Annotated in this window: 19 protein-coding genes; 14 read left to right on the top strand and 5 right to left on the bottom strand. The window is 61.6% G+C overall.

From position 1 onward, the window contains the following. The first annotated feature begins 941 nt into the window (after nucleotides 1-941). Nucleotides 942-2,759, top strand: a complete 1,818-nt coding sequence (locus Enr13x_RS34575; protein WP_145391454.1) for a response regulator — start codon at nucleotides 942-944, stop codon at nucleotides 2,757-2,759. A gap of 19 nt (nucleotides 2,760-2,778) precedes the next feature. Here Enr13x_RS34575 and Enr13x_RS34580 read toward each other — a convergent pair whose 3' ends face one another. Continuing rightward, nucleotides 2,779-3,633 (bottom strand): hypothetical protein, encoded by an 855-nt coding sequence (locus tag Enr13x_RS34580; protein WP_145391455.1) that lies wholly within the window; start codon nucleotides 3,631-3,633, stop codon nucleotides 2,779-2,781. Between the two features lie 174 nt (nucleotides 3,634-3,807). On the opposite strand from Enr13x_RS34580, the gene Enr13x_RS34585 reads away from it, so the two are divergent. The 4 genes from Enr13x_RS34585 to rplL all read left to right on the top strand — a co-directional run bounded on the left by Enr13x_RS34585 (nucleotide 3,808) and on the right by rplL (nucleotide 6,670). Next, the gene (locus Enr13x_RS34585; protein WP_145391457.1) at nucleotides 3,808-4,293 is read left to right on the top strand and encodes a CinA family protein; all 486 of its coding nucleotides are present in this window, start codon (nucleotides 3,808-3,810) and stop codon (nucleotides 4,291-4,293) included. A 646-nt stretch (nucleotides 4,294-4,939) separates the two neighbouring features. Beyond that, a complete protein-coding gene (gene rplA, locus Enr13x_RS34590; RefSeq protein ID WP_145392856.1) occupies nucleotides 4,940-5,617 on the top strand; it encodes a 50S ribosomal protein L1 in 678 nt (225 codons plus the stop codon). A 39-nt stretch (nucleotides 5,618-5,656) separates the two neighbouring features. After that, on the top strand, nucleotides 5,657-6,181 hold the full coding sequence (gene rplJ, locus Enr13x_RS34595; protein ID WP_145391459.1) for a 50S ribosomal protein L10: 525 nt from the start codon (nucleotides 5,657-5,659) through the stop codon (nucleotides 6,179-6,181). A gap of 75 nt (nucleotides 6,182-6,256) precedes the next feature. Beyond that, nucleotides 6,257-6,670, top strand: a complete 414-nt coding sequence (gene rplL / locus Enr13x_RS34600; RefSeq protein WP_145391461.1) for a 50S ribosomal protein L7/L12 — start codon at nucleotides 6,257-6,259, stop codon at nucleotides 6,668-6,670. A gap of 319 nt (nucleotides 6,671-6,989) precedes the next feature. Here rplL and Enr13x_RS34605 read toward each other — a convergent pair whose 3' ends face one another. Beyond that, a complete protein-coding gene (locus Enr13x_RS34605) occupies nucleotides 6,990-7,784 on the bottom strand; it encodes a metallophosphoesterase family protein (protein WP_145391462.1) in 795 nt (264 codons plus the stop codon). A 273-nt stretch (nucleotides 7,785-8,057) separates the two neighbouring features. Continuing rightward, nucleotides 8,058-9,242 (bottom strand): methionine adenosyltransferase, encoded by a 1,185-nt coding sequence (metK, locus tag Enr13x_RS34610; RefSeq protein ID WP_145391464.1) that lies wholly within the window; start codon nucleotides 9,240-9,242, stop codon nucleotides 8,058-8,060. A gap of 125 nt (nucleotides 9,243-9,367) precedes the next feature. On the opposite strand from metK, the gene Enr13x_RS34615 reads away from it, so the two are divergent. The 5 genes from Enr13x_RS34615 to Enr13x_RS34635 all read left to right on the top strand — a co-directional run bounded on the left by Enr13x_RS34615 (nucleotide 9,368) and on the right by Enr13x_RS34635 (nucleotide 17,341). Continuing rightward, nucleotides 9,368-10,489 carry a vWA domain-containing protein gene (locus Enr13x_RS34615; protein WP_145391466.1) on the top strand — a complete coding sequence of 374 codons (1,122 nt, stop codon included), beginning with the start codon at nucleotides 9,368-9,370 and terminating at the stop codon, nucleotides 10,487-10,489. Beyond that, nucleotides 10,486-11,496 carry a hypothetical protein gene (locus tag Enr13x_RS34620; RefSeq protein ID WP_145391468.1) on the top strand — a complete coding sequence of 337 codons (1,011 nt, stop codon included), beginning with the start codon at nucleotides 10,486-10,488 and terminating at the stop codon, nucleotides 11,494-11,496. Before Enr13x_RS34615 ends, Enr13x_RS34620 begins: the two co-directional genes overlap by 4 nt. 159 nt (nucleotides 11,497-11,655) lie before the next feature. Further along, the gene (locus tag Enr13x_RS34625) at nucleotides 11,656-15,432 is read left to right on the top strand and encodes a serine/threonine-protein kinase (protein ID WP_145391470.1); all 3,777 of its coding nucleotides are present in this window, start codon (nucleotides 11,656-11,658) and stop codon (nucleotides 15,430-15,432) included. 438 nt (nucleotides 15,433-15,870) lie between these two features. After that, complete coding sequence (locus tag Enr13x_RS34630) at nucleotides 15,871-16,482, top strand: hypothetical protein (protein WP_145391472.1); 612 nt, start codon at nucleotides 15,871-15,873, stop codon at nucleotides 16,480-16,482. Between the two features lie 223 nt (nucleotides 16,483-16,705). Beyond that, the gene (locus Enr13x_RS34635; protein ID WP_145391474.1) at nucleotides 16,706-17,341 is read left to right on the top strand and encodes a PDZ domain-containing protein; all 636 of its coding nucleotides are present in this window, start codon (nucleotides 16,706-16,708) and stop codon (nucleotides 17,339-17,341) included. Nucleotides 17,342-17,700: 359 nt separating this feature from the next. Here Enr13x_RS34635 and Enr13x_RS38615 read toward each other — a convergent pair whose 3' ends face one another. Beyond that, on the bottom strand, nucleotides 17,701-18,006 hold the full coding sequence (locus tag Enr13x_RS38615) for a hypothetical protein (RefSeq protein WP_197455577.1): 306 nt from the start codon (nucleotides 18,004-18,006) through the stop codon (nucleotides 17,701-17,703). On the opposite strand from Enr13x_RS38615, the gene Enr13x_RS34640 reads away from it, so the two are divergent. From Enr13x_RS34640 to Enr13x_RS34655, 4 genes are all read left to right on the top strand, one after another. After that, nucleotides 18,005-18,613 carry a hypothetical protein gene (locus Enr13x_RS34640; protein ID WP_231743953.1) on the top strand — a complete coding sequence of 203 codons (609 nt, stop codon included), beginning with the start codon at nucleotides 18,005-18,007 and terminating at the stop codon, nucleotides 18,611-18,613. The two genes, Enr13x_RS38615 and Enr13x_RS34640, sit on opposite strands and share 2 nt — an antisense overlap. A gap of 447 nt (nucleotides 18,614-19,060) precedes the next feature. Next, nucleotides 19,061-19,843, top strand: a complete 783-nt coding sequence (locus Enr13x_RS34645; RefSeq protein ID WP_145391476.1) for a superantigen-like protein SSL4 — start codon at nucleotides 19,061-19,063, stop codon at nucleotides 19,841-19,843. 22 nt (nucleotides 19,844-19,865) lie between these two features. Continuing rightward, complete coding sequence (locus Enr13x_RS34650) at nucleotides 19,866-20,726, top strand: ATP-grasp domain-containing protein (protein WP_145391478.1); 861 nt, start codon at nucleotides 19,866-19,868, stop codon at nucleotides 20,724-20,726. 50 nt (nucleotides 20,727-20,776) lie between these two features. After that, on the top strand, nucleotides 20,777-21,349 hold the full coding sequence (locus Enr13x_RS34655; protein WP_145391480.1) for a sigma-70 family RNA polymerase sigma factor: 573 nt from the start codon (nucleotides 20,777-20,779) through the stop codon (nucleotides 21,347-21,349). A 358-nt stretch (nucleotides 21,350-21,707) separates the two neighbouring features. Here the strand turns inward: Enr13x_RS34655 and Enr13x_RS34660 are convergent, their stop codons facing one another. Next, nucleotides 21,708-22,448 carry an SOS response-associated peptidase gene (locus tag Enr13x_RS34660; RefSeq protein WP_145391482.1) on the bottom strand — a complete coding sequence of 247 codons (741 nt, stop codon included), beginning with the start codon at nucleotides 22,446-22,448 and terminating at the stop codon, nucleotides 21,708-21,710. Between the last annotated feature and the right edge of the window lie 167 nt (nucleotides 22,449-22,615).

Genomic DNA, 22,615 nt, shown 5'->3' on the forward strand with positions numbered 1-22,615 from the left:
ATTCCCCGCAGGAAAATCAATTTTTTCTCAAGCGACACGCCCCCAATGGACGACATCGACCCCGGTTTTTTCGCGGTGTCAAACTGAGTTGCACGAAATGTCGCAGCAGCCCCGCAGGTGACTTGCTGATGTGCATCAACGCCCGCAATCGACCGCGCGCCGCGATCGCATTGACTACACTGCAGCAAATCGATCTGACGGCGGCCCCAGCAAGCTCACGGGCGGGATCTTGGCGGTAACGAAAATCAGGCGTTGACCACGCACTAACATGCCCGTCCCGGCGTAGGAACACCGGCGGCGGATGAAGACCGCCCGCGGTGACAGCCCTGCGAGGCATCGCTGCGAAGCTTTTCCCCAGATGTCTCTTGAGGATTTAGCGGCAGGGTGCGAGCGGGCTGTCGCTTTGGTGAGCCGCGACGCGTAAGCGGCCGGACACTGCGACACTGCGACGCTGCCCGAGGCCTTACGGCCAGCGGCTCACCATTGATTCAGCAGATCCCGACTCAATCGGCAGTCCGCTTGGGACGCGAAAACGGTTTCCCATCACCCAGGTGGGATGAACAAGAGTCAAACGGCCGTGTTAAAGCTGGATAAACGCCGTGCGATTGGACGAGAGAGAATCAGCGATCGGCGTTCCGCGGCGCGCATCGACTGACATTCCACGGATTCGGGAGTCGGCAGCCATGTCAACGGCCTCCGGCTAGGGCGGATGATCCGACCACAAGGCGGGTTGACAGGCAGCTGAAGCGGTTTGCGTGGTCAATGGGCGTATTCGGCTGGGTTCAACGGTGGCTGTTCACGCGTTTTCTCGTATGATTCTTTGGTGAGGTTGTGCCGATGAACCGACGTATGTATGGATGTGCGTTCATCGGTGAGTTTCTAAAGGCGGCCCAAGGCGAGTCGCCTTCGACCGATTTTTACTGCGTGGTCTGAGGCGTGTTATGACTCGATCCACTTCCCCGTTCGGCACTGAAGACAGGACCGGCCAGACCGGTGAGTCGACAGAGGCGATTCGGCTGATTTGCGTAGGCGACAAGCAAACGCTCCCGCGCGGGTTCTCGGACGAGGAAGTGTTGGCGCTCGATTCCTCGGCGACGGTTCTCGATCAACTTGCCAGCCCTTCGATTGAGGGTGTATGGATCGCCCGAGAGCTGCTTCCCGAACTCGGCGAGCTGCGGGGGCTCTGCCAAAGCGGCTTGATGCTTCGCGATCTCCCCGAGGGTGCCGCGCTGCTGGACCACAAGATTCGCGTGCTGTGGGCCAACCGCCGCCTCAAAGCCTGGGCCGGCAAGCTGGAAGAAGACCCGACGGGCGAAACGATTTACGACCTGCTGGGCAATCCGGACATCATGGGATCGGACCTCTGCCCGTTCCACACCGCCTTTTCCACCGGCGAAGAAAGCAGCGGAACCTTCCAAACCTCGGACAACCGCTTCTTTCAAGTCCGTGCCGCGCCGGTCGGCGACAACGCCGCCGAGCCCCATCTGGTGGTGACCGTCGGTGACATCACCGACGAGATTTTGCAGCAGCAGAAACTCGCCGCCATCCACCGCGCCGGACGCGAACTGGCCGATTTGCGGCCGACCGAAATCTACCAGATGGGCGTCGACGAGCGGATCGATTTGCTCAAAGACAACATCCGCCACTACCTGACCGACCTGCTGAACTTCGAATGGATCGAAATCCGGCTGCTCGAACAAGCCAGCGGCAACCTGGTCCCCTTGTTGAGTGTCGGGATCGACCAGGAAGCGGCGGACCGAAAACTGTTCGCCCATCCGCAAGGCAACGGGATCACCGGGTATGCTGCATCCAGCGGGACGAGTTACTTGTGCTACGACGTGATCAACGACCCGTTGTTCATTCCCGGCGTCGCCAACGCGCGAAGCTCCTTGACGGTTCCGCTGATCTTGAACGACCAGGTGCTCGGAACGATCAACGTCGAAAGCCCCGAAGTCGCCGCGTTCAGCGAGAGCGATCTGCAGTTCCTAGAGATCTTTGCCCGCGACATCAGCTTCGCACTCAATACGCTGGAACTGCTCGTTGCCCAGAAGGCCGACACCGCCCAGCAGAGCTGCAATGCGATCCACAGCGCCGTCGCGCTGCCCGTCGACGAGATCCTCAACGATGCGGTCAACGTGATGGAGGACTACATCGGCCACTCGCCGGAAATGGTCGATCGCATCCGCCGGATCCTGAAGAACGCCCGCGACATCAAGCAAACCATCCAGCAAATCGGGCAGCGGCTGACGCCCTTGGAAGCCGTTCCGCCGGGCATCTCCTCGGACGAACACGCGCTGCTACGCGGCAAACGCATCCTGGTCGTCGACGAAGACAGCACCGTCCGCGAGGACGCCCACACCCTGCTGGAACGCTACGGTTGCATCGTTGAAACCGCTCGCGGAGCAGACCAGGCCGTCTTGATGGTTCGCGATGCCGGCGAAGACGACAAATACGACGTCATCATCAGCGACATCAAACTGCCCGAACACAGCGGTTTTCAATTGATGATGCGTCTGAAAGAGATCGTCGACCCGGTGCCGATGATCCTGATGACCGGATTCGGCTACGACCCAGGCCACTCGATCGTCCACGCGCTGCAAAACGGACTTCACCCCAAGGCGCGGTTGTTCAAACCGTTCCGACTGGACCAGCTGATCGACGTCGTCCAAACCGTCCTGTTGGCCGGCGGGGTCGCCCCGAATGCCGGAGCCGATCCCGCGGCCAGCCAGCCGACCGTCGGGCAGATTCACACCCGTTGAACCGCCGTCCCGCGTGGCATTACAACGACCGCGGCGCCGCGTAGGGATTCAACCGCACCGCCGCTTTCTGCCCAGCCGGGGCCTCAACACCGACGTGGGCCGGATCGCGATGCAGCTGGCGGTCACCGGCTGGGCGATCAAGGTCCGGGTCGCGATAGCTGAAATCGCCGCCGGTGGCGATGCGGCGAATCTCCCCGCACAGCTCCTCGGTCTGTCGCTGGCGATGGCGTGAACGCAAGCCGCCCAATCGATGGTCTCGATAGGCCAGCGAAAACTCCAGCGGCCCCTCTTCGGTACGCGCCGTCAACACCACGAAGTGCAAACGATGAAAGCAACCGGTCGGCCGCACCGACTCCACGTGCACGTCAATGATGGACGCCGCCGGGAACCGGTAACGCGAAAAATCTCCTTCCATTTCCACCCCCCGGCCATCGACGTGAATCAGCATCACGTCCTCGGCCGTGTCCAGCTTCGTCGCGTTCCAATTCTCTCGCGGAACCCACTCGACCAGCCGAGCCGTCTCGATCCAATGCAACCGACGCTCGTCCGTCCCGCGCGAGCGTGAACGGCAGGAGCGACGCAAGCGACGCACCAACCACTGGTTCATCGGCCATTCCGGATACGTGCCCGCCCAGGAGACCTGGGCCACGACGACCAACGGAAGCACGACAGCCGAGGCCAACAGGGCGCGACCGGACCCGATCCACAGCGACAGGGCAAACAGCGGACAGACCAGGCCGACCATCAACACGGGCACCAGCAGCAACGATGCATTGAGCAGCAGTTTCCAACCGAGCGTGAGCACCCGCCCGGCTTCCCGCTCGGGAACCGGGGTGATGCTGGCCAAGCAGGATTCGGTGGGGGGCTGGTGCATGGGTCGGGGAATCGAGCATTGGGGGCGCGTCGGGGATCGGAGTCCAGGTTAACGATCCGCCGCCGGTTTCCCAACCAATTTTTGGTCCGGGCTGGTAAGTTGGCCGTGCAGCGGTTCGGATTAGGCCGCGCCCGAAACCGACCCTTCCCCCAACGCATCATTCATCGGACTGCCATGGATCTCGACTCCCAATCCCAACAACTCGTCGAGCTGCTCGGGGAGAAACAACAAACGCTGGTCTTGGCGGAAAGCTGCACGGGCGGATTGATTTCGGCAACGCTTGCCACGGTGCCCGGTGTGTCCGCCTGGCTGGCCGGTTCCTTTGTCGTCTACCAAGAAGCCAGCAAGATGCGTTGGCTGGGCGTGGCCGAAGACACGCTGCTTCAGCACACCGCCGTCAGCGCCCCGGTCGCCCATCAAATGGTGGCCGGTGCGTTGCAGATGACGCCGCATGCGGACCTGGCGGCATCGGTGACGGGGCATCTGGGGCCGAACGCCCCGGCCGAATTCGACGGCCGTATTTTTGTCGGCGTGGGGCGACGCGGCCAACCGCCGAGGACCTGGGGCATCGAGCTAAACGCGAAGAAACGGGTCGGCCGACAACGGGAATCCGCCCTGGTCGTGATCGACACACTGATCCGGGTGCTGGGAACGTTGTAGCCGAACGCTGTGTCGTGCAATTCTTCAGTCACCCTCGTGGCAGGAGGGTCTTCGCGGATTTTAGTGGCTGCTCTCGGATACTCGGGGAAGGTTTGTTGAGGGATGACTGCGATGTCCGATGGTTCTGTTCGGTAGGATGGCGAAGCCAGCTGTAGCGGAGACGGGCTCTGCGGAGGAGCAACCCGCCTAGGAATCACCTGCTCTGCGATGCGGCGAAGGTGCTTCGTGCCCTCCACCGGCCCGCGTCAACGGAGGGGCGTTTGAACCGAGCGGTTGTCGTCCAACACCCATTCGGACATCGCAGCAATGCCTCGAAAAACCTGGGTCCTGGGTGATTCGCCATTAAAATCCACGAAGAATCCCCAGAGGGAGAGTGACGAAACCTCTTTGAAATCAACGACTCAAAGACTCCCCTCCCCCCCGCGGAGAGACGTCCAAACGGACGACCATCATCCCGGCGGCGAAAAAACTTCTGGGCAAGTTGCACAATTGGCGTTGACGCTTTCACCGACTTTCTCAATATTCTCGTCTCGTCAGAAGCCGATAGGTTTTCTGTGAAGTGGGAGAATTTGCCGCCGGGGTGCGTTTTCGCCTCGGGCCTGGTGATTTTGCTAACACCACCCGACCTCCATTGAGTCGTGACCATATGGGTAAGAAATCAAAGCGGTATCGCGCCGCGCTCGAAAAGCAACCAGCCAACACGCTTCCTCTCGATGAAGCGGTCACTGCGCTGAAGTCGTACGATTCGACCAAGTTTGATCAAACGGTCGAAATCCACATGCGTCTCGGCGTCGATCCGAACCAGGCGGACCAGATCATCCGCGGTTCACTGGTGCTTCCGCATGGGATCGGAAAACAGCAACGCGTCGTCGTGTTTGCCAAGGGCGATGCCGCCACGGCAGCACAAGAAGCGGGTGCCGATGAAGTCGGTCAAGAAGACCTGGCCAAGAAGATCAAGGACGGTTGGACAGACTTTGACGTCTGCATCGCCGCACCCGACATGATGGGATTGGTCGGACCGCTCGGACGCGTCTTGGGTCCACGCGGTTTGATGCCCAGCCCTCGTGCCGGAACCGTCACTCCCGATGTCGGCAAAGTCGTCGGCGAGTACAAGGCCGGTAAGGTCGAATTCCGCAACGACAAGGGCGGCAACGTCCACGCGATGGTCGGCAAGATGAGCTTCGAAGCGGACAAGCTTGTCGACAACATCAACGCCTTCATCCAATTCGTGGACGGCCTGAAACCGCAAACCATCAAGGGCACGTACGTCAAAGGTGTGGCGATCTGTGCAACGATGAGCCCGAGTGTGCGAGTCACTTGCTAGTCGGCGCCCCCATCATCCCTACTTCAGTGAACCAATCTGATGAGTAAGTACGTCAAACAACTCGTGACCCGCGACATCCAGCGGCAACTTGACGGTGTCCAAGACGCCGTCCTGGTCAGCACCGTCGGAATGGACGCGAACACGACCAATGAACTACGTGGCGAATTGGCCGAGAGGAACATCACGATGTTTGTCGTGAAGAACTCTCTCGCCCGACGCGCCACTGAGGGAACCTCGTTGGCCCCGGCCTTCGAAGGTGCCAGTGGCCCTGTGGCAGTGTGCTACGGCGGCGAAGACTTTGTGTCGCTGGTCAAGGAAGTTGTCCGTTTGGACAAGGACGGCGAGAAATACGAGCAGTTCACCACCACCGGCGGTGTCATGGACGGTGAACGTCTTGACGCCGATGGTGTCAAGGCGGTCAGCAAATGGCCTAGCCGCGAAGAACAAATCTCGATGCTCGTCGGCCAAATTCTGGGACCCGGATCCACGCTATCGGCCGCGATGCTGGGCCCCGGAAAGACGCTGAACAGCCAGCTGAAAAAGATCAGCGAAGGCGACGAGTAGTCGACCGCCACAGCTATCACCCCCCCATTCCGTTTTTCAAACAACCGACCATTCGTTTTTTAAGGGAAACCTGTCATGTCTGATGAAGCCACTGCGGTTGCTGAGTTCAGCGCCGAAGCTAAAGAAATGGGCGACAAGATCGCCGAAATGACCCTCAAGCAAGCCAAAGAGCTGAGCGACTACCTGAAGGAAGTCCACGGCATCGAGCCCGCCGCAGGCGGCGGAGTCGTGATGGCGGCCGCCGGTGGTGACGGTGGCGGCGAAGCTGCCGTCGAGCAAACCGAGTTCGACGTCGTCCTGACCGGCTTCGGCGACAAAAAGCTGAACGTCGTCAAGGTCGTCAAGAACCTGACCGGCGCCTCGCTGATGGAAGCCAAGAAGATGGTCGAAGGCGTCCCCGCGACCCTCAAAGAAGCCGTCTCCAAGGAAGAAGCCGAAAAGGTCAAAGCCGAAATCGAAGAAGCCGGCGGTTCAGTCGAACTCAAGTAGTTCACTCCCGCCCGACTGCTTCATTGCATTCCAAAAAACTCTGCGTTCGGAACCACACCCCGGACCGCAGAGTTTTTTGATGCGCCGAGACTTCACCGCCTGGACGATACCCTTGGGCGACGCTGCGAAGCATTGATTGCCTGCGTTTTACAAGATGGCAGCGGCAGGGCTCGCGGGCTGTCGTTTTTGTGAGCCGCGGGCGCGTAAGCGGCCGGGCACTGCGACGCTGCCCGAGGCCTGACGGCCAGCGGCTCACCATTGACTCAGCGGATCCCGACTAAACCGACAGCCCGTTGACGACTTCCGCTACAACCTCAGCTCACCACTCCAGCACACGCTCGACGCGCGGGGCACCATATTCGGCGGCTGCGGTATGCACCACCAAGTTGGGCGCCATCTCGGCGCTGCCGGCGTGATGGGTATGGCCGCACAACACCGTGATCTCGATCGCCGGATGCTCAACGGCAAATTGCTTCAAGACCGCGCCGACCTGGCCGCAGACAAAAAACGGCGCCCACAGGTCATCCGTCGTCCGGCCTTCGTACCAACACGATTCGCGAAACGGCGGCACGTGAGTCGCGACGGTGACGCCCCGCGCCGACTCGGGCAGCGCCAGCAATTTTTGCCGCAACCGATCCGCCGACTGGGCGCCTTGCTCACGCAACAGGCGAGGCCAACTGGCCGGGTCGACCTGGCGAAAGTCCTCGATGGCGACAAAATCGTTCAGACGCACCGGTGAGTTTTCGTAGTCGCCTTCGGTCCCATCGCCCCAGCCGTCTTCCCCGACCAGGAACTGCCCCGGCGTCAGTTCGATCAAGCTCGCGTCGGTCAGGTAACACAGCGACGGCAGCTCGCGTGCGACCGAGGCCACGTCGCGTCGCGTCGACCCGATCGACGATCCGTAGAAATCGTGATTGCCGAGCACGAAGTAAATCGGAAGGGAAATCGATTCGGCCAGACGGCGCAACTGAAACACCACGTCTTCGGCTTCCGAGATGTCGCCGGTGATCACCAAGGCGTCGGCACCGCAGCGAGAGACCTGGGCGATCCAAGTGTCCCAGGCTCTCAAATTCACGTGGTTGAGATGAAGATCGGAGGTCCAAACCAAACGCATTGCTGGACTCCAGGAGGGGGGCTCGTCTGGCGGACAAACATTCCAAGCCTTGCTCCCCGGGCTCTGCCCGGGAACAAGCTGTCTTGGAGGCTCCGCCTCCGGCAGTCGCGAAGCATGCAGTGCATGCCATTCTCACGCGTAGGGCATGCTGTGCATGCCTACCACGTAGGGCATGCTGTGCATGCCTACCACGTAGGGCATGCTGTGCATGCCTGCGTCACGCACAGCGTGACCTACGCGGTCGCCATCGGTCACGCCCAACGGACACGAGAGTTAGTTGGCCGCAGCGGCCAGCTTCGAGGCGGCCGCCAGGGCGTCGGCCTTGTCGGTGTTTTCCCACGTGAACGTGTCGCCTTCGCGTCCAAAGTGACCGCCGGCGGTGGTGACTTTGAATACGGGGCGGCGCAATTTCAGGTGCTCGATGATCCCGGAGGGGGTCAGCGGGAAATGCTCGCGAACCAGTTCGCACAGTCGCTCGTCGGGAACGGTTCCGGTTCCCTCGCTGTCGACGTGCACGCTGACGGGCTCGGTGACGCCGATCGCATAGGCCAGCTGGACTTCGCAACGCTCGGCCAACCCGGCTGCCACGATGTTCTTGGCGACATAGCGCGCCATGTAGGCGGCACTGCGGTCGACTTTTGTCGGATCCTTGCCGCTGAACGCCCCACCGCCGTGACGTCCCCAGCCGCCGTACGTATCGACGATGATCTTGCGCCCGGTCAGGCCACAGTCACCGTGGGGGCCGCCGACGACAAACTTGCCGGTCGGGTTGATGTGATACTTGATGTCGCCCTTGTCCAAGCCTTCGGGCAGCGACGGCTGAATCACGTTTTCGATGATGAACTTTTTGATCTCGTCGTTCGTGACGTCGGGGTCGTGCTGGGCGCTGACGACCACGGTGTCGACTCGGACCGGGGTGTTTCCTTCGTACTCGACCGTCACCTGGGCCTTGTTGTCCGGCCGCAACCAGCTGACTTCCTTGTTGAAACGCGCTTCGGTGATGCGATTGATGATGCGGTGCGAGAGTGCGATCGGCAGCGGCATCAATTCCGGAGTGTCCTTGCAGGCATAGCCGAACATCAGCCCCTGGTCTCCGGCGCCGACGTCTTTTCCGCTGGCGTCGTCCGAATCAACGCCCTGGGCGATATCGGGGCTTTGGGTGTCCACCGAAACCATCACGGCACAGGTGTCACCACAGATGCCCATTTGATCGTCGGTGTACCCGACCTCATTGATCGTTTGACGAACCACGTCGGCATAGTTGACTTTGGCCTTGGTGGAGATTTCGCCGGCGATGATTGCAACGCCGGTGGTCACCATGGTTTCGCAAGCAACGCGACTGTTAGGGTCTTCGGTGAACAGGGCGTCCAGAATGGCATCGGAAATCCGATCGGCCAACTTGTCTGGGTGGCCCATACTGACCGATTCGCTGGTAAACAAAAAACGAGCTTGGCTCACAGATTTACTCCAATAGGGGCGCTCAAGCCGTCGGTCCGGAAACTCGGAGACGTCGGCGCCGGCGTGAAATCGTTACAATCTTGATCTAATAACGTAATTTGGAGAGGCTCTGCTGAGAACCGCCGATGGCGAGTCTGACAGCGGAATTGTCTCGGATCACAGGATACAGTACCAGCTTGAACGCAACGCCGCCCCGAAACGATTCACCGCCTACCAAGCTGGGGCCGGAAATCCAGCCCCATCCTACACCGCCGCTGCTGCTTTCCTTCGTGCTGCACCTGGTTTTGTTGTTCCTGATCGCCTGGGTGGCTTCCTCCGCCCCTAAGGGATCCCAGGGGGAAATTGACCGCCAGATCGGGATCGCGGTGGTCCATCGGCTGCCCGATCGCGACCAATACGAAGAAGTCACCGCGGACCCCAAGGAAACGGTCCAGGATACCGCCGCAGACTCCTCCAGCGCGGCAGCTGCCGCGGCTCCACCGGCCGATCTATCACCGCCGATCGATCTGCAAGGCATCCTGTCGGCGATGCAATCGACCCCCGCCCCGGTCAGCGGCAGCGGCATTGCCGGCGACGTCAAACTGGCCGGCGACGCATTCGGCGACGGCGCGGGCACGGCGGCCCCGTCCTCCGGCCAACAAGCAACGGCAAAGCTGTTCGGCGTCTCCGGCAGCGGAACGCGATTCGTCTACGTCTTCGACCGCAGCGACAGCATGAACGGCTTCGGCGGATTGCCGCTCCGAAGTGCCAAACGAGAATTGATCCGCAGCCTGCAGTCGCTGTCCCCCCAGCAGCAGTTCCAGATCATTTTCTACAACGAAAACGTCAAACCCTTTCAGATGTCGGGGATGCCGATGACCATGGTCGCCGGTGAACCGAACAACCTGAAACGGGCGCAACGTTACGTCGAAGCGATCCAAGCGTTCGGCGGCACCAAACACAAAGGCGCCTTGCTGATGGCCCTGCGGCTTTCCCCGGATGTCATTTTCTTTTTGACCGACGCGCACATCCCACGCCTTTCCCAATTGGAATTGAAGCTGGTGCAAGACCGCGCCGAACAGAGCGGGACGACGATTCACGCCATCGAATTCGGCAGCCGCGGCGGTCCCGCAGCGGATAGTTTTTTGAAAGATCTGGCCGCGATGAACAACGGGCAATACCAATACGTCGACGTCCGGCAGCTGCGGTCTGAACCGGTGCAGCCGAACGCCGCGGAACCCGGCGCGGACGAGGCACCCGCGCCGTGATCGGATCTCAATTCCCCATCGCCACGTGGCCGCACCTCGTCGCGGCCGTCTTGGTCAGCCTGTCGGCCGCCGGATCCGCCCCGGCTCAGGCTCAAACACCGCCGACGACCGAACCGCCGCATCGCGTCCGTTTGGCGCCGCCGGTGGAGACGAAATCCCAGTCCTCGGGGCGTTCGTCACCGGAGCATTGGTACCCGCGGCCGTTGACCACGCTTCGTGGGACGATCGAAACCTACGACGCCGAACAACTGGCCATCGTGCTCGATGGCCAGAGCGTCCCCACGCGCGTGTCTTCCCGGCGTGTGATCGCGGTCGAGCTGACCGAAGTGCCACCCGATCAAGCCGCCGCGTTGGAGTCGTTCCATCAAGGCGACTTTAGCGCCGCGCTCCCCGCCTTGGTCCGCAGCATCAGCGATCACGATGCCTCCAGCCGGCCTGCCGTCTGGCGGCAACAATGGCTCTCGATGGTGGCCGCTCAAGCCGCGATGCGCGGCGGACAGGGTGACATCGCGCTGGAACTGGTCAGCCAACTCGACGCCCGCCCGCTGCCGATGATGACGCTGGCGATCCTGCCGATCGATTGGACGGGAGCCATCGGCGGTGATGAATCCATGGTCCAGATGGCCGCCGGGCGCGCCGCGTCGGATTCGCTGGCGGTCAAGCTGGTCGTGGCCAGTTGGTTGCTGCGATCCCCAAAGTATCACAGTGCGGCGGAGGCCGCGTTGAAGCGTTTGGCCGAGCAACGCGACCGCAAAACGATCGCCTTACTGGCCAAACAGCTGACGTTTCGCACCCAACCGCCGCCCGCCATCGAAGCCAACCTGCGACGCATGGAAAACGAGATCGAAGCGCTGCCGATGGCGCTGCAGACCGCCCCAATAATTTCCCTCTTGAACTTAGTCCGCCAAGCGGGGCTGACCGATCAAGCGAAGCAATGGAAGCTGACGTTGGAGTTGGCCGCACCGAACTGGCATCCGGATCTGGCGGCCGGCGTCGCCGGGCCGTAGGGGGCGATTGACCTACCTCTCCACCCAGACACCGTGCCCAGCCAAGCCGGTGGGAATCAGGGGAGGGATGGCAGAATCATTCGGGGCAGAATGATGGATCGAGCATAGGCCGGCGCGAAACGGCTGATCCCGAGACGAATCCAAGGAATTGAAACCGGCATGCCCGACCGCAACACCATCGAGACGATTTTTCTGGAGGCCGTCGAACTGCCGGCGGACCAGCTTGCATCGTTTCTCGATCGCCGCTGCGGTGGTGATAGGGAACTGCGGGACGCGGTGATGGAGTTGATCGAAGCCGACCGGCAAGCGGGCGACGGGGCGTTTCTACGGTCTCAACTGTTCACAAAAGACAACCTCGACGAAGCCGCGACTCCGATTCCCGACAGGCCGACCAACGACGACGCGGATCGTTTCCGGATCCTCCGTGCCTATCGCCAGGGAGGACTCGGCGAAGTGCTGCTGGCCCATGACCGACAACTCGATCGCGACGTCGCGATCAAACAAATCAAACCCCGCTGGGCCGACAGCGAGGAAGCGAGGCAGCGGTTCATTCAAGAAGCCAAGGTGACCGGTCGGCTGGAGCACCCGGGGATCGTGCCCGTCTATGCGATGGGCACCTGGCCCGATGGTCAGCACTATTACGCGATGCGTTTTATCGAAGGCGACACGATGAAAGACAGCATCGATCGCTACCATCGACCGCTGCAACACTCCGACTCCACCGACGTCAAAGGGCTGCAACTGCGCGAGCTGTTGTCACGATTCGTCGATGTCTGCAACACGATTCAGTACGCCCACAGCAAACGCGTCCTGCACCGGGACATCAAACCGTCCAACATCATGGTCGGCCCCTATGGTGAAACACTGGTCGTCGACTGGGGGCTGGCCAAGTTGTTGGACGAACCGGTCGAAGAATCGATGACGGCCGATCTGGCCCGAGCGATTGCCAAGGGAAGCGGATCAACGCCCACACGCATCGGCGGAACCGTGGGCACGCCGCAATACATGAGTCCCGAACAAGCCCAGGGAAAACTGGAATCCATCGGCACGCGGACGGACGTTTATTTGCTGGGCGCCACCCTGTATCAAATCCTGACCGGCCGTCCGCCGCATCAGGATGATTCGATCTCACGGTTGCTGAAAAAAATCGCCGCCGGAACGTTGACCCGGCCACGCCAGATCGCGGCCGACATCGCGCCGCCGCTGGAGTCGATCTGCTTGAAAGCGATGGCTGCCGATCCCAGCGATCGATACGCCGATCCCAACCAGATCGCCGACGACGTCCATCGCTGGATGGCCGATCAAGCGGTCTCGGTCCACAAGGATCCCGTTTCAGTTCGCGTCAATCGCTGGATGCGACGACACCGCACCGCCACCAGCACGCTCGCCGTGACGCTGCTCTTGTTGGCCATCGGCGGCGTCTTCGGTTCCATTCTGTGGAATGTGGCCAACGTGCGAAAACTGCAAGCCGAACAGGAACGGCGCAGCAAGCGACTGGAACTCGATGCCAAAGACCGACAACGGATCGCGGAGTTGCAAACCACCGCCGACGCCGCCGAAACCCTGGCGGCGATCGAGGTGTCTCGCGATCGATACACCTCGGCGCTAAACGTCTTGCGGAACACGCTGCCGGGTGTGCGATCGGAACCTCGGCTGATCGAACAAGCCGATCGAATCGAACAGCAAGCCGATCGAATCGAGTCGCTCGTCGATTTTTATGCGCTCGCCGAAACCGTCGAGCAACAAAACGTGCTGAGCCGAGACACCAAGGCCTTGCTGGCCTGCACCACCGCACTGAAACGACTCGGCATCTGGGACCGCACCGATTGGTGGACCGGGCTGCCCGATCAAGACCTCTCGGCCGAACAGATCGATCGCCTGCGATGGGATGTTTATCAACAGCTGATGTTGATGGATGCGATGCTGGTCAAATCGATCGGAATCCGGCTGACCGGCGAGGGTCGTGTCGGCGGCCCGAGCGCGTTGCTGCGTGCCGCCGGCCGATTGCTGACGACCAATGCCGGAAAAGCCGAAGCGGAAGCGGCGCTGGTGGTCAGTGACCGCATCGATCGGTTTCGACTATCCGAATCCACACGCCTGTATCGATCGATCGCAAACATGCGACTGGGCACGGGCGCCCGATTGCAAGGAAAGGATTTGGGGCAGACACGCAACGGCCCCGATGCGCATTCCCTGGCCGTGCTCAGCATGATCGCCGCGATCGACCCCAGTTTTAAATTGGTCTTTCGCGGCTACCAGGGTGACGACGCACTGCTCACGGCACGCGATCTGTTCGGACGCTCGGCCGCACTGAACCCGAATTATTACGGAACCCATTTGGGGCTCGGGCAAGTCCATTATTTGATCGCCCAGCGGATCAGCGATCGGCGTCCCGACGATCTGCAATGGGAAGACCTGGCTCCGGCGCTGCATTCCTTCGGTCAGTGCATCACGTTGTTGCCCCAACGCTGCTTTGCCTTCGCCGATCGCTCCAGCATCTATCGTTGGCAGGCCCGATTGATCGCCGACGACGAACGTTACAGCCCGGCCGAACGTCGCCGCCGTGCGACCGAACGGCTGCAATGGAGTCTCGAGGACGCCCAGCGGGCGATGCAATCCTATGACGTGCATCCCTGGGTCGGATGGCAGGCCGGCCAGGCGTTCGCCGAACTGGCGCAAGTCGATCGAGCCCTACAGCTTTGGATTCAAACCGCCATCGATACCTATCCCCTGGGAGAAATCGCCGACATGCGTTTCGTCGCCGTCGACGACCTGCGGGGACGGGCAGCAATCGGCGACTGGTTGCAACAACAACTCGCTCGACCCGAATCGCAAATTCGTTTCAACCCGGTCGACGGCTTCACCGCACTGGCCGGCGTTCGACTCAATCAAACCCGCCAGGACGAGGCGCTCGCGGCGATCGAATCGGCGCTCGACATCGATCCGAACAACCTGCACGCGCGGGCGATCCGTGGCATGATCTTGTTGCGTCAGCGCGGCTTCGAAACGGCCGAGTCCGATTTCCAGGCCGTGTGTGATGCCGATCCCGATCATCCCCTGGGAACATTCGGCCTGGCGCAGTGCCGTGAACACGAGGGGCGATTGAGCGAAGCAGCGGAGATGTTTTCGATCGCAGAGCATGCCGCACTGACCGGCGAAAATCAGGCCGCGGCCGCGCTGGGACGTTGCCGCACCGCGGCCTTGTCCGGCGATCTGGCCGCTGCGGAGGCTGCCGTTGGACGCGCGATCGACCTCGAACCCGCTTGCGATCTCCTCGCCTCCGTTCGCTCCATCGCGACCGAACTGAGTCGCCGAAAACGTTCCCCAGACGTCGACGAAATGCAAATCGCCGCGTTGGAAGCGTTCATCAAATCGCTCGCCAAATTGCCTCGAGCGACCAAGATCGACGTGATGCCCGCCGCCGACCCCCGACGATCGTCCGCGGCCTCGATCCTCAATGGCGGCTTCGAACTCGATTCGATCCGCTACTGGAACTCCATTTCCGGAGCCAAGTGGGAAACCACGCCTGGGTTTGCATCCTCCGCCCAAATCAGCCCGGAGGCCCACTCGGGAAACCGCTCGCTGCGTCTCACCGTGTCCGCTGCCGACGGCGACGGTGTCGCCAACGCCTCGGGCCGAACCGGCCAGGAGTTTTCCGTCGTCGCCGGCCAGCGCTACCGACTCTCTTGTTGGGCCAAAGCCGAGCGACTGGCCGCCGGTGCGATGCGAATCGTCGGTCCCGCCGGCGAGACACTGATCGAGTTCGATCCCGGCAGCTATGACTGGCGCCGGGTGGCGGCACCGTTGATCGTGACGCAAACCGCCGACGGCCGACGCGTTGCTGCCGGTACCATCGTCCCGGTCCGGATCCAAATCGTCGCCCGCGGGGACGGGACGCTGTGGCTGGACGATTTCATGTGCCAGAGCACGCCGTAGCCGCGTAGTGCATGCTTTCCGCACCAATGGCGTGGCTTTCGTCAGCGGCAGAGCGCGAACCCAATGCCATGTCGTTTGACGCCAAGCGGGGTGTCTTTTGTTAGCGGCAGGGCGCGAGCCCTCCGGTCTTCCACGCTGAAACCGGACGGCTCGCGGGCTGTCGATTTAGTCGGGATCAGCTGAGTTAATGGTGAGCCGCTGGCCGTAAGGCCTCGGGCAACGTCGGAGTGCCCGGCCGCTTACGCGTCGCGGCTCACAAAACCGACAGACGGCTCGCGCCGTTCCGCTAACCTCTTCCAGGTAACGCGTTCGCGCCAATCGGCTGATCTTCCGACACTTTTTTTTCAGGTTTTGTTTCAGGGGTTTTGCGGCGACTGCCGCAGGGTCGTGTGTCAGGCAACTCACCCGATTCGAAACACACTCCACCGAGACAAAACCATGAAACGTCAAACCCTTTGCACCGTCGCCGCCGCCACCCTGTTCACCCTCGCCTTGGCGGCTTCGCCCGCTGAAGTTTCCGCCCAATCGGCCGGATCTTGGGTCGACATCGCCCGCGGACGTGTCGGAGCCGGCGCCAACGCCGACGGCATGATCCAAATCGCCAAGTCTCGCAGCAGTTCGAAAAACGGCGTCGATTTCGGCCACGGATTCGCACTCGGAGCCGGCCCCAACGGGCTTGCCATCAGCAACTCGATCGGTGTCGGCGGCGGCCAAGCCGGAGCGGCCCACAACGTGCAACTGAACATCGGACGAGGCGGTGCCCACGTCAGCCACGGCGGAGTGGTCACGCAGGGCGGCAACCGACGCGTGGTCAGCGGCGGACAGACCGGCACATCGGGAGGTCGAGTGTACGGCGGCAGCCATTCGACCGGCTACGGACAACACACCAAAGCGTACTCCAAGAGCCAGACGCGACAGTGGGGTGGCCAGGTCTATCAAGGACAGGTCAATCAATACCGGGCCTACCAAGGCCAACCCAACGCGACCCGTTCCCGGTCGATGCCGGCCCGCGTCATCCGCGGCGGCGGGATCCGAATGTTCGGCCGCTAAACGAAACACACCCGCAACCAAGCCTCCGACCCACGGTCGGGGGCTTTTTTGCGTTGGCCAACGGGTGGCTGCCGCGAGCGCCCCGCCAACGACGTCACCCTCCTTGGCAGCCTCGTTCTTTAGTCACCCTCCTGCCAGGAGGGTGACTTTCAAACTGCACGAATCACCCTGCTTTCCCCCGCTTTCGTTTTCCAATCCCGACTCCATTTTCAGGACCGTTCCCATGACCCTTCGACTCTTCAGCGGCAGTGCCGCCACCCTGCTCGTCGCGTTTGCCGTCTTGGCCCAGACGCCACCTGCGGCGGCCGAGCCCGAACCGGAACTCACCCTCCAACCCGTTCCGGCATTGCTGCGTCTGCATCTGCCCATCCTGGGTGAACAACGCGGCGTGCTGGTCGAGGCCGTCGCCGCGGAGTCGGCTGCCGCGGGCGCCGGACTCCGTGCCGGCGACGTCATCTTGGAAGCCGGTGGGCGAGCCGTCATCACAGGCGATGCACTGGAGCAGCCGGACCCGGCGTTTCCGATCGTGGTGCTGCGCCGCGGCCGCACGCAGGTGTTGCAACCGGCGGCCACGGAAAACCGGTTCTTTGATCGGATGTTCGGTCCCCCGATGCCGGGCAATCGACGGAGCGGGACCAGCGTCAGTTCTTCGGCGATCAGTTCCGGTTCTGGCAGTCGCGCCGTTTCGGTCAGTCGCGCCGGTGACCAGATCGCGATCGAAATGTCGTTGCCGGAACTGGCCGAGGGCCCGATCCGATTTCGAGGCACGGCGGCGGAAATCGAGCAACAACTGCGACAGAGCACGCTCGGCGAAGCGGTCAAACGCGAGGTCCGAACGGTGCTCCGTCAGTCTCGCTAGGGTGGTGACCGGTCGGGCGGTCAATGTCACGCGGCCTGTTGATTGAATCCGATCACACGTGAGATCCGCTTCCCTCGATCGATCTGATCGAACAGACGATCTCCGGTACCACAGCAATGGATCACACCCACGGATGGCAGCGCGTACCCACGGATCCCAGGCTGCTTTCTATCCGTGGGTTCGCTCTGCCATCCGTGGGTTCATTTAAATCGGGCACTCGGGGCTGTCCTCAGGCTGGTGTTTCCAGCGTCGCGATGCAACCCGCCGGTTTGACTCCGCGATCCAATCAGACGGATGACCGGCGCATGACGTTTACCGCTAGACGGTCCACTCCGTTCAACTCGGTCCCAGGCTCCGCCCTACGCCGTGAACGATTTATTTCCTGTGTTGGACGAGGTTTTAGCGGCAGGGCGCAAGCCCTCCGGCTTGCGCATCTTTGCCAACACACCGGAGGGCTCGCGCCCTGCCGCTGAAAAGTCGTTCACGGCGTAGGGCTCCGCCTTGGAACGCAAGCTGGAAGCGTACGCCACGGGGAGAAAAGTTTTCGAAAATCGTTCAGGGGTTTGACGGGTCGCGACGCAGGTGTCTGGTGAAGGCCGACAACACTGGCCGCCACCCACGAAACCCAGTTCTTTACCCCGCTTGTCCATCAGGAACAGACCCATGAAACGCTTCGCAACCACCTTCGCCGTTGTCGCCCTCCTCGCCACCGCTGCATTCACCGGCAACGCCCACGCCCAAGTCTCTGCATCCAGCTACTCGACCGGCGGCACCGCCGTCTCGAGTGCTTACGGCCGCGGCAACACGCGGTTGAATTCCTCGGCTTACGCCAGCGGCGGCGGCTACGCCCGATCGACGATGACCGGCCGCGGAGTCAACGGCGGTTTCGCCAGCGGCAACAGTCGAGCCGTCTCCCACGGCGGTGTGGCGATCAGCAACGGCAACTCGTCGGCCAACGGCTGGGGTGCCCGCTCGCACTCCAATTCCCAGGCTCGCACCGTCGGCGGATTTGCCCGCAGCAACAGCAACGCGGTCGCCAACGGCAACTGGGCCAACGCCCGCTCCAACGCCGTCACCCGAACCTGGGGCACCTACGGCAGTTCGTCCTCCGAAGCGATCGACAATCGCCGGTCCACCAATCCCGTTTATCCGACCAACACGCCCAGCTACACCGGCGGCAATTACAGCAGCGGAACGACGGCAACGGTCTACCAAAACTCGACACCACGAGCGACCGTCTTCCGCAGCCGCAGCGTCCGACGCGGCTGGTGAGCCAGACGCCGAAACCATTTCTCCCGGCCTCGCACCGTTATCGGTGCGGGGTTTCTTTGTCATCCGAACCATCCAGTGGGATAGGCTTCCAGCCTGTCAATTCAGTGGGAGAGGCTTCCAGCCTCGAATGGCGCGACCATGGAGGTTGGTATTGGGCTATCGGAACGGTCCAGCATAGAAAAAACGCGAAACGCGACTCAAAACAGCGATCTGGTCGATTGAGTGTGATGCGATCAGCCGATCGTTGTACGACGTCCTTTCTAGGTCGTCGGGAAGAGTCCTCCGGACGACGGCCCGGAAGGGCCATCGTACGTGCGAAAAGCGGTCGTCCTAAGATGGACGGTCCCTCAAGACAAAACACCAACGGATTGCCGAATCCCTTTTTACTTCTGCCCGCTCGATCCTAAACTAGTAGATACCGATCCCCCCCTTACCCCCGGATCCGCCATGTCTGACCCCCATCCCAACACCGATCCTGCTGTGGACGCGATCGTCGAACAAGCCCTTCGCGGTGAAGTCCCCCGTCGCGATTTTCTGCGTCGACTGGTCGTCGCCGGACTGTCTTCGGCGGCTGCGTACCAGGTCCTCGATGAAACCACAGCGGCGGCACAATCCGGTGGCTCAGGGCGGATCACCACCTTTGCCATCGGTGAAGAAGGCAGCACGCCCAAGCCGCCGACTCAAAAACCTTCGCCGAACCCTCCGATGACGACGCTAGCGGTCGGCGAAGAGTCGACGAAGCCGCCGGCAAACCAAGTCACCACCCGCGCCGTCGGCGAGGAGTCGACCAAGCCGCCGACGCCTCAAGCCACGACCTATGCCGTCGGCGAAGAATCAACCAAACCGCCGACCCCTCGGGCCACGACCTATGCCGTCGGCGAGGAATCATCCAAACCGCCGACCCCTCGGCCCACGACCCAAGCCGTCGGCGAAGAATCAACCATGCCGCCGACGACACTGTCCTATGGATTGGGCGAAGACGGACGACGTGCGACGACGATGGCCGTGGGGGAAGAAGGCCGACCGACGCCCAAACCCACCACGACCAACTGGTCCGGCGAAGAGTCTCGGGTGACAACCCATGCGGTGGGTGAAGAATCCAACAGCGTCCCGAAAGCCACCACGCTGGCCTGGGGCGAAGAAGGCTCGATCAAGAAGCCGCAATTCAAAGTGCCCTCGAGTCCCTTCAAGAACATCCCCCGGCCGTGGAAAAACTTTCGCCGTTGGTGATCGTCCGAGCGAAACGCAAGACATGAATGCAAGAAACATCGACTTGGTGATCGTCGGCGGTGAATCCGACCCCAACACCCGGCGGATCGTCGACCAGGCCCACCTCCGCGGCGTCGATTATTTTTTCTGGGACACCGACCGGCCGGGCGCGCGTCAGATCGCCTGGGATTTTCAATCGCCGGAAATCGATTTCGGCGACGTGGCGTTGCGGCCTGCGGGAATGTTTCTGCGTTTCAATGTGTTTGACTCCGACGCGGCCGCCAATCACGCCGCCTACGACGTCGCCGAATCGTTCGCACTTGCTTGGGCAAACATTCGGTTGCTCAACCGAAGCACGACCGGTGACGGCAACAACAAGTCGCGCAACCTGGTCCGCGCCCGCCGCTGCGGGCTTGTGATTCCACAAACCACCGTGTTGGGTGACCTGTCGCCGCTGGAAAGCGTCCCCGACCCGAATCTCAAGATCATCAAACCGCTGGCCGGTGGCGACCACGCCTTCATCGCCGGCGATGTCATCACTGACCCCTCGCGGCTCCCCGGACTCGCACCGCAGTTCGTCCAGGAACGACTCGACGGCGAAAACCTGCGCGTCTTTTCGATCGGCGGCAAACTGCACGCGTTTCATTTGCAAACGACCGAAATTGATTATCGAACCGACGACGACGTGGTCGTCCACGCCACCGCGGTTCCGGAGCAGATTGTTGCATCGGTCCATCAATTGGTCGAACAAATCGGTTTCGATTACTGCGCGCTCGACTTCCGCTGTCGAGACGGATTCCGCGATCCGGTGTTCTTGGAAATCAACTCGTTCCCGATGTTTGTGGCGTTCGACGACGCCTGCGAAAACAGGCTTGCCGACGCGATTTTGGAGTTTCTGGTCTGAAAGAGTACACTGCCGGCTGGCTTTCACCGCTATTTGCAAGGTCGGCAGGAATGAATCAGCCCCCCAACGACGTCTCGATGATGCTGCGTGAACTCGGACGCGGCAATGATTCCGTCAAAGAACAACTGTTCGAACAACTCCAAAGCGAGCTTCGACAAATGGCCTCGGCGCTGATGCGCCGCGAACGCAGCGACCACACGCTGCAGGCCACGGCGCTGGTCAATGAAGCCTGCATTCGGTTGCTCGATTCCGATGCGATCGGCAACGCGACCGACCGCCGCTATTTCTTCGCCGCCGCCAACCGCGCGATGCGTCAAATCTTGATCGACCACGCGCGACGACGGAACACAACCAAACGTGGCGGCGAGTACCAGCGCGGATCGTTGGACGTCGTGCTGGAGAATTTTGAGAACAGCAACGGCTGCCGGTTCGAAGACTTGGAAGCGTCTCTGGAAGTACTCGAAAAAGACTCGCCGCGGCAGCGCGAAGTCGTCGAACTGCGGTTCTTCTCGGGATTGTCGATCCCCGAAACCGCCGAGGTGCTCGGCGTCAGCGAGGGGACCGTCGAACGCGATTGGCGTTTGGCCAGGGCCAAGTTGTATCAGCAACTGCGCGAAGAATAGAAAGCCATACCCACCGATGGCACGGGCCTACGTGTGGGTGTGCAGGCTTTAGCCGCCCGGTGTCGCTGCTCGGGACGTCGATTTTATTACTGCCGGATTTGGCAACCTATATATAGATTCCCTCCCTCTGGGAGAGACGGCGTTTGCGCAGCAAGCAAACGCCAGAGAGGGCCCGCGCTGCAAACGTCTTATCGACTTCCGCGACGATCAACTCCGCCACTTATACAATCGACGTCCCCCGCAGCGAGTAGGAACGCCTAAAGGCTGGACACCAACGGTTGCTGAATCCCGTACCATTCTTACCTGGCGTCTGTTCCGCTCGACAAACGCAACGTCAAACTTGAACGTCGTCAACGCACTAGAACAGATCCTGCTGCTGCGATGCCCCTTCCGACAACTCGATGCGCTCGACGCACTCCGGCACATCGTTGCGGGGACTGTTGACGGTCCTTGACACCGGAAAGGCGGTCAGCAGATCGTTAGGCGCCGGTCGCAGCAACTCGCGCAGGGAACTCGGATCGTCGAGTCCTGTTTCCAGCCATGCCGCTTGCCCGTCGGCGTCCAAGATCACGGGCATCCGATCGTGTATCGACCGCGTCGTGTCATTGGCCGAGGTGGTCAAAATCGTGAACGTTTCGATCGGCCGATCATCACCGTGAATTTTGCGGTTGCGTTCCCAGAGCCCGGCCAGCGCCAGCACGCTGCCATCGCTGGGCTCGATCAAGTAAGGCTGTTTCCCATCGGCCGTCTTCATCCATTCGTAATAACCGTCGGCGGGGATCAGACAGCGTCGCTGGGCAAACGCTTTTTTGAACGACGGTTTCTCATGCACCGTTTCGCTGCGGGCGTTGATCATCCGATTGCCGATTGCCAGGTCATCGGCCCAGGATGGGACCAGTCCCCAACGCAGCATCACCCACTCGCGACGTGGGTCCTCCGCGGCGCGGATGCAGGACACGTTTTGGGTCGGCGCGATGTTGTACCGCGCGGTGCTTTCATACTCGGCGGCCTTGGCTGCGATCTCCTCGTCCGACCACAGGGGCAAAAACTCTTGCGTCCAAGCGGCCGCGGGAGTGCGAAGATTGATGCGACCACACATGATGACGAGTCTCTGGCGTGCTCTTTGTTAGCGGTAGGGCGCGAGCCCTCCGGTCGTTCACCGCGTTCTCAACGCTTGCACCGGACGGCTCGCGGGCTGTCGATTTCGTCGGGATCTGCTGAGTCAATGGTGAGCCGCTGGCCGTCAGGCCTCGGGCAGCGTCGCAG

The sequence above is a fragment of the Stieleria neptunia genome (genome assembly GCF_007754155.1).
GTDB classification, from domain to species: Bacteria; Planctomycetota; Planctomycetia; order Pirellulales; family Pirellulaceae; genus Stieleria; species Stieleria neptunia.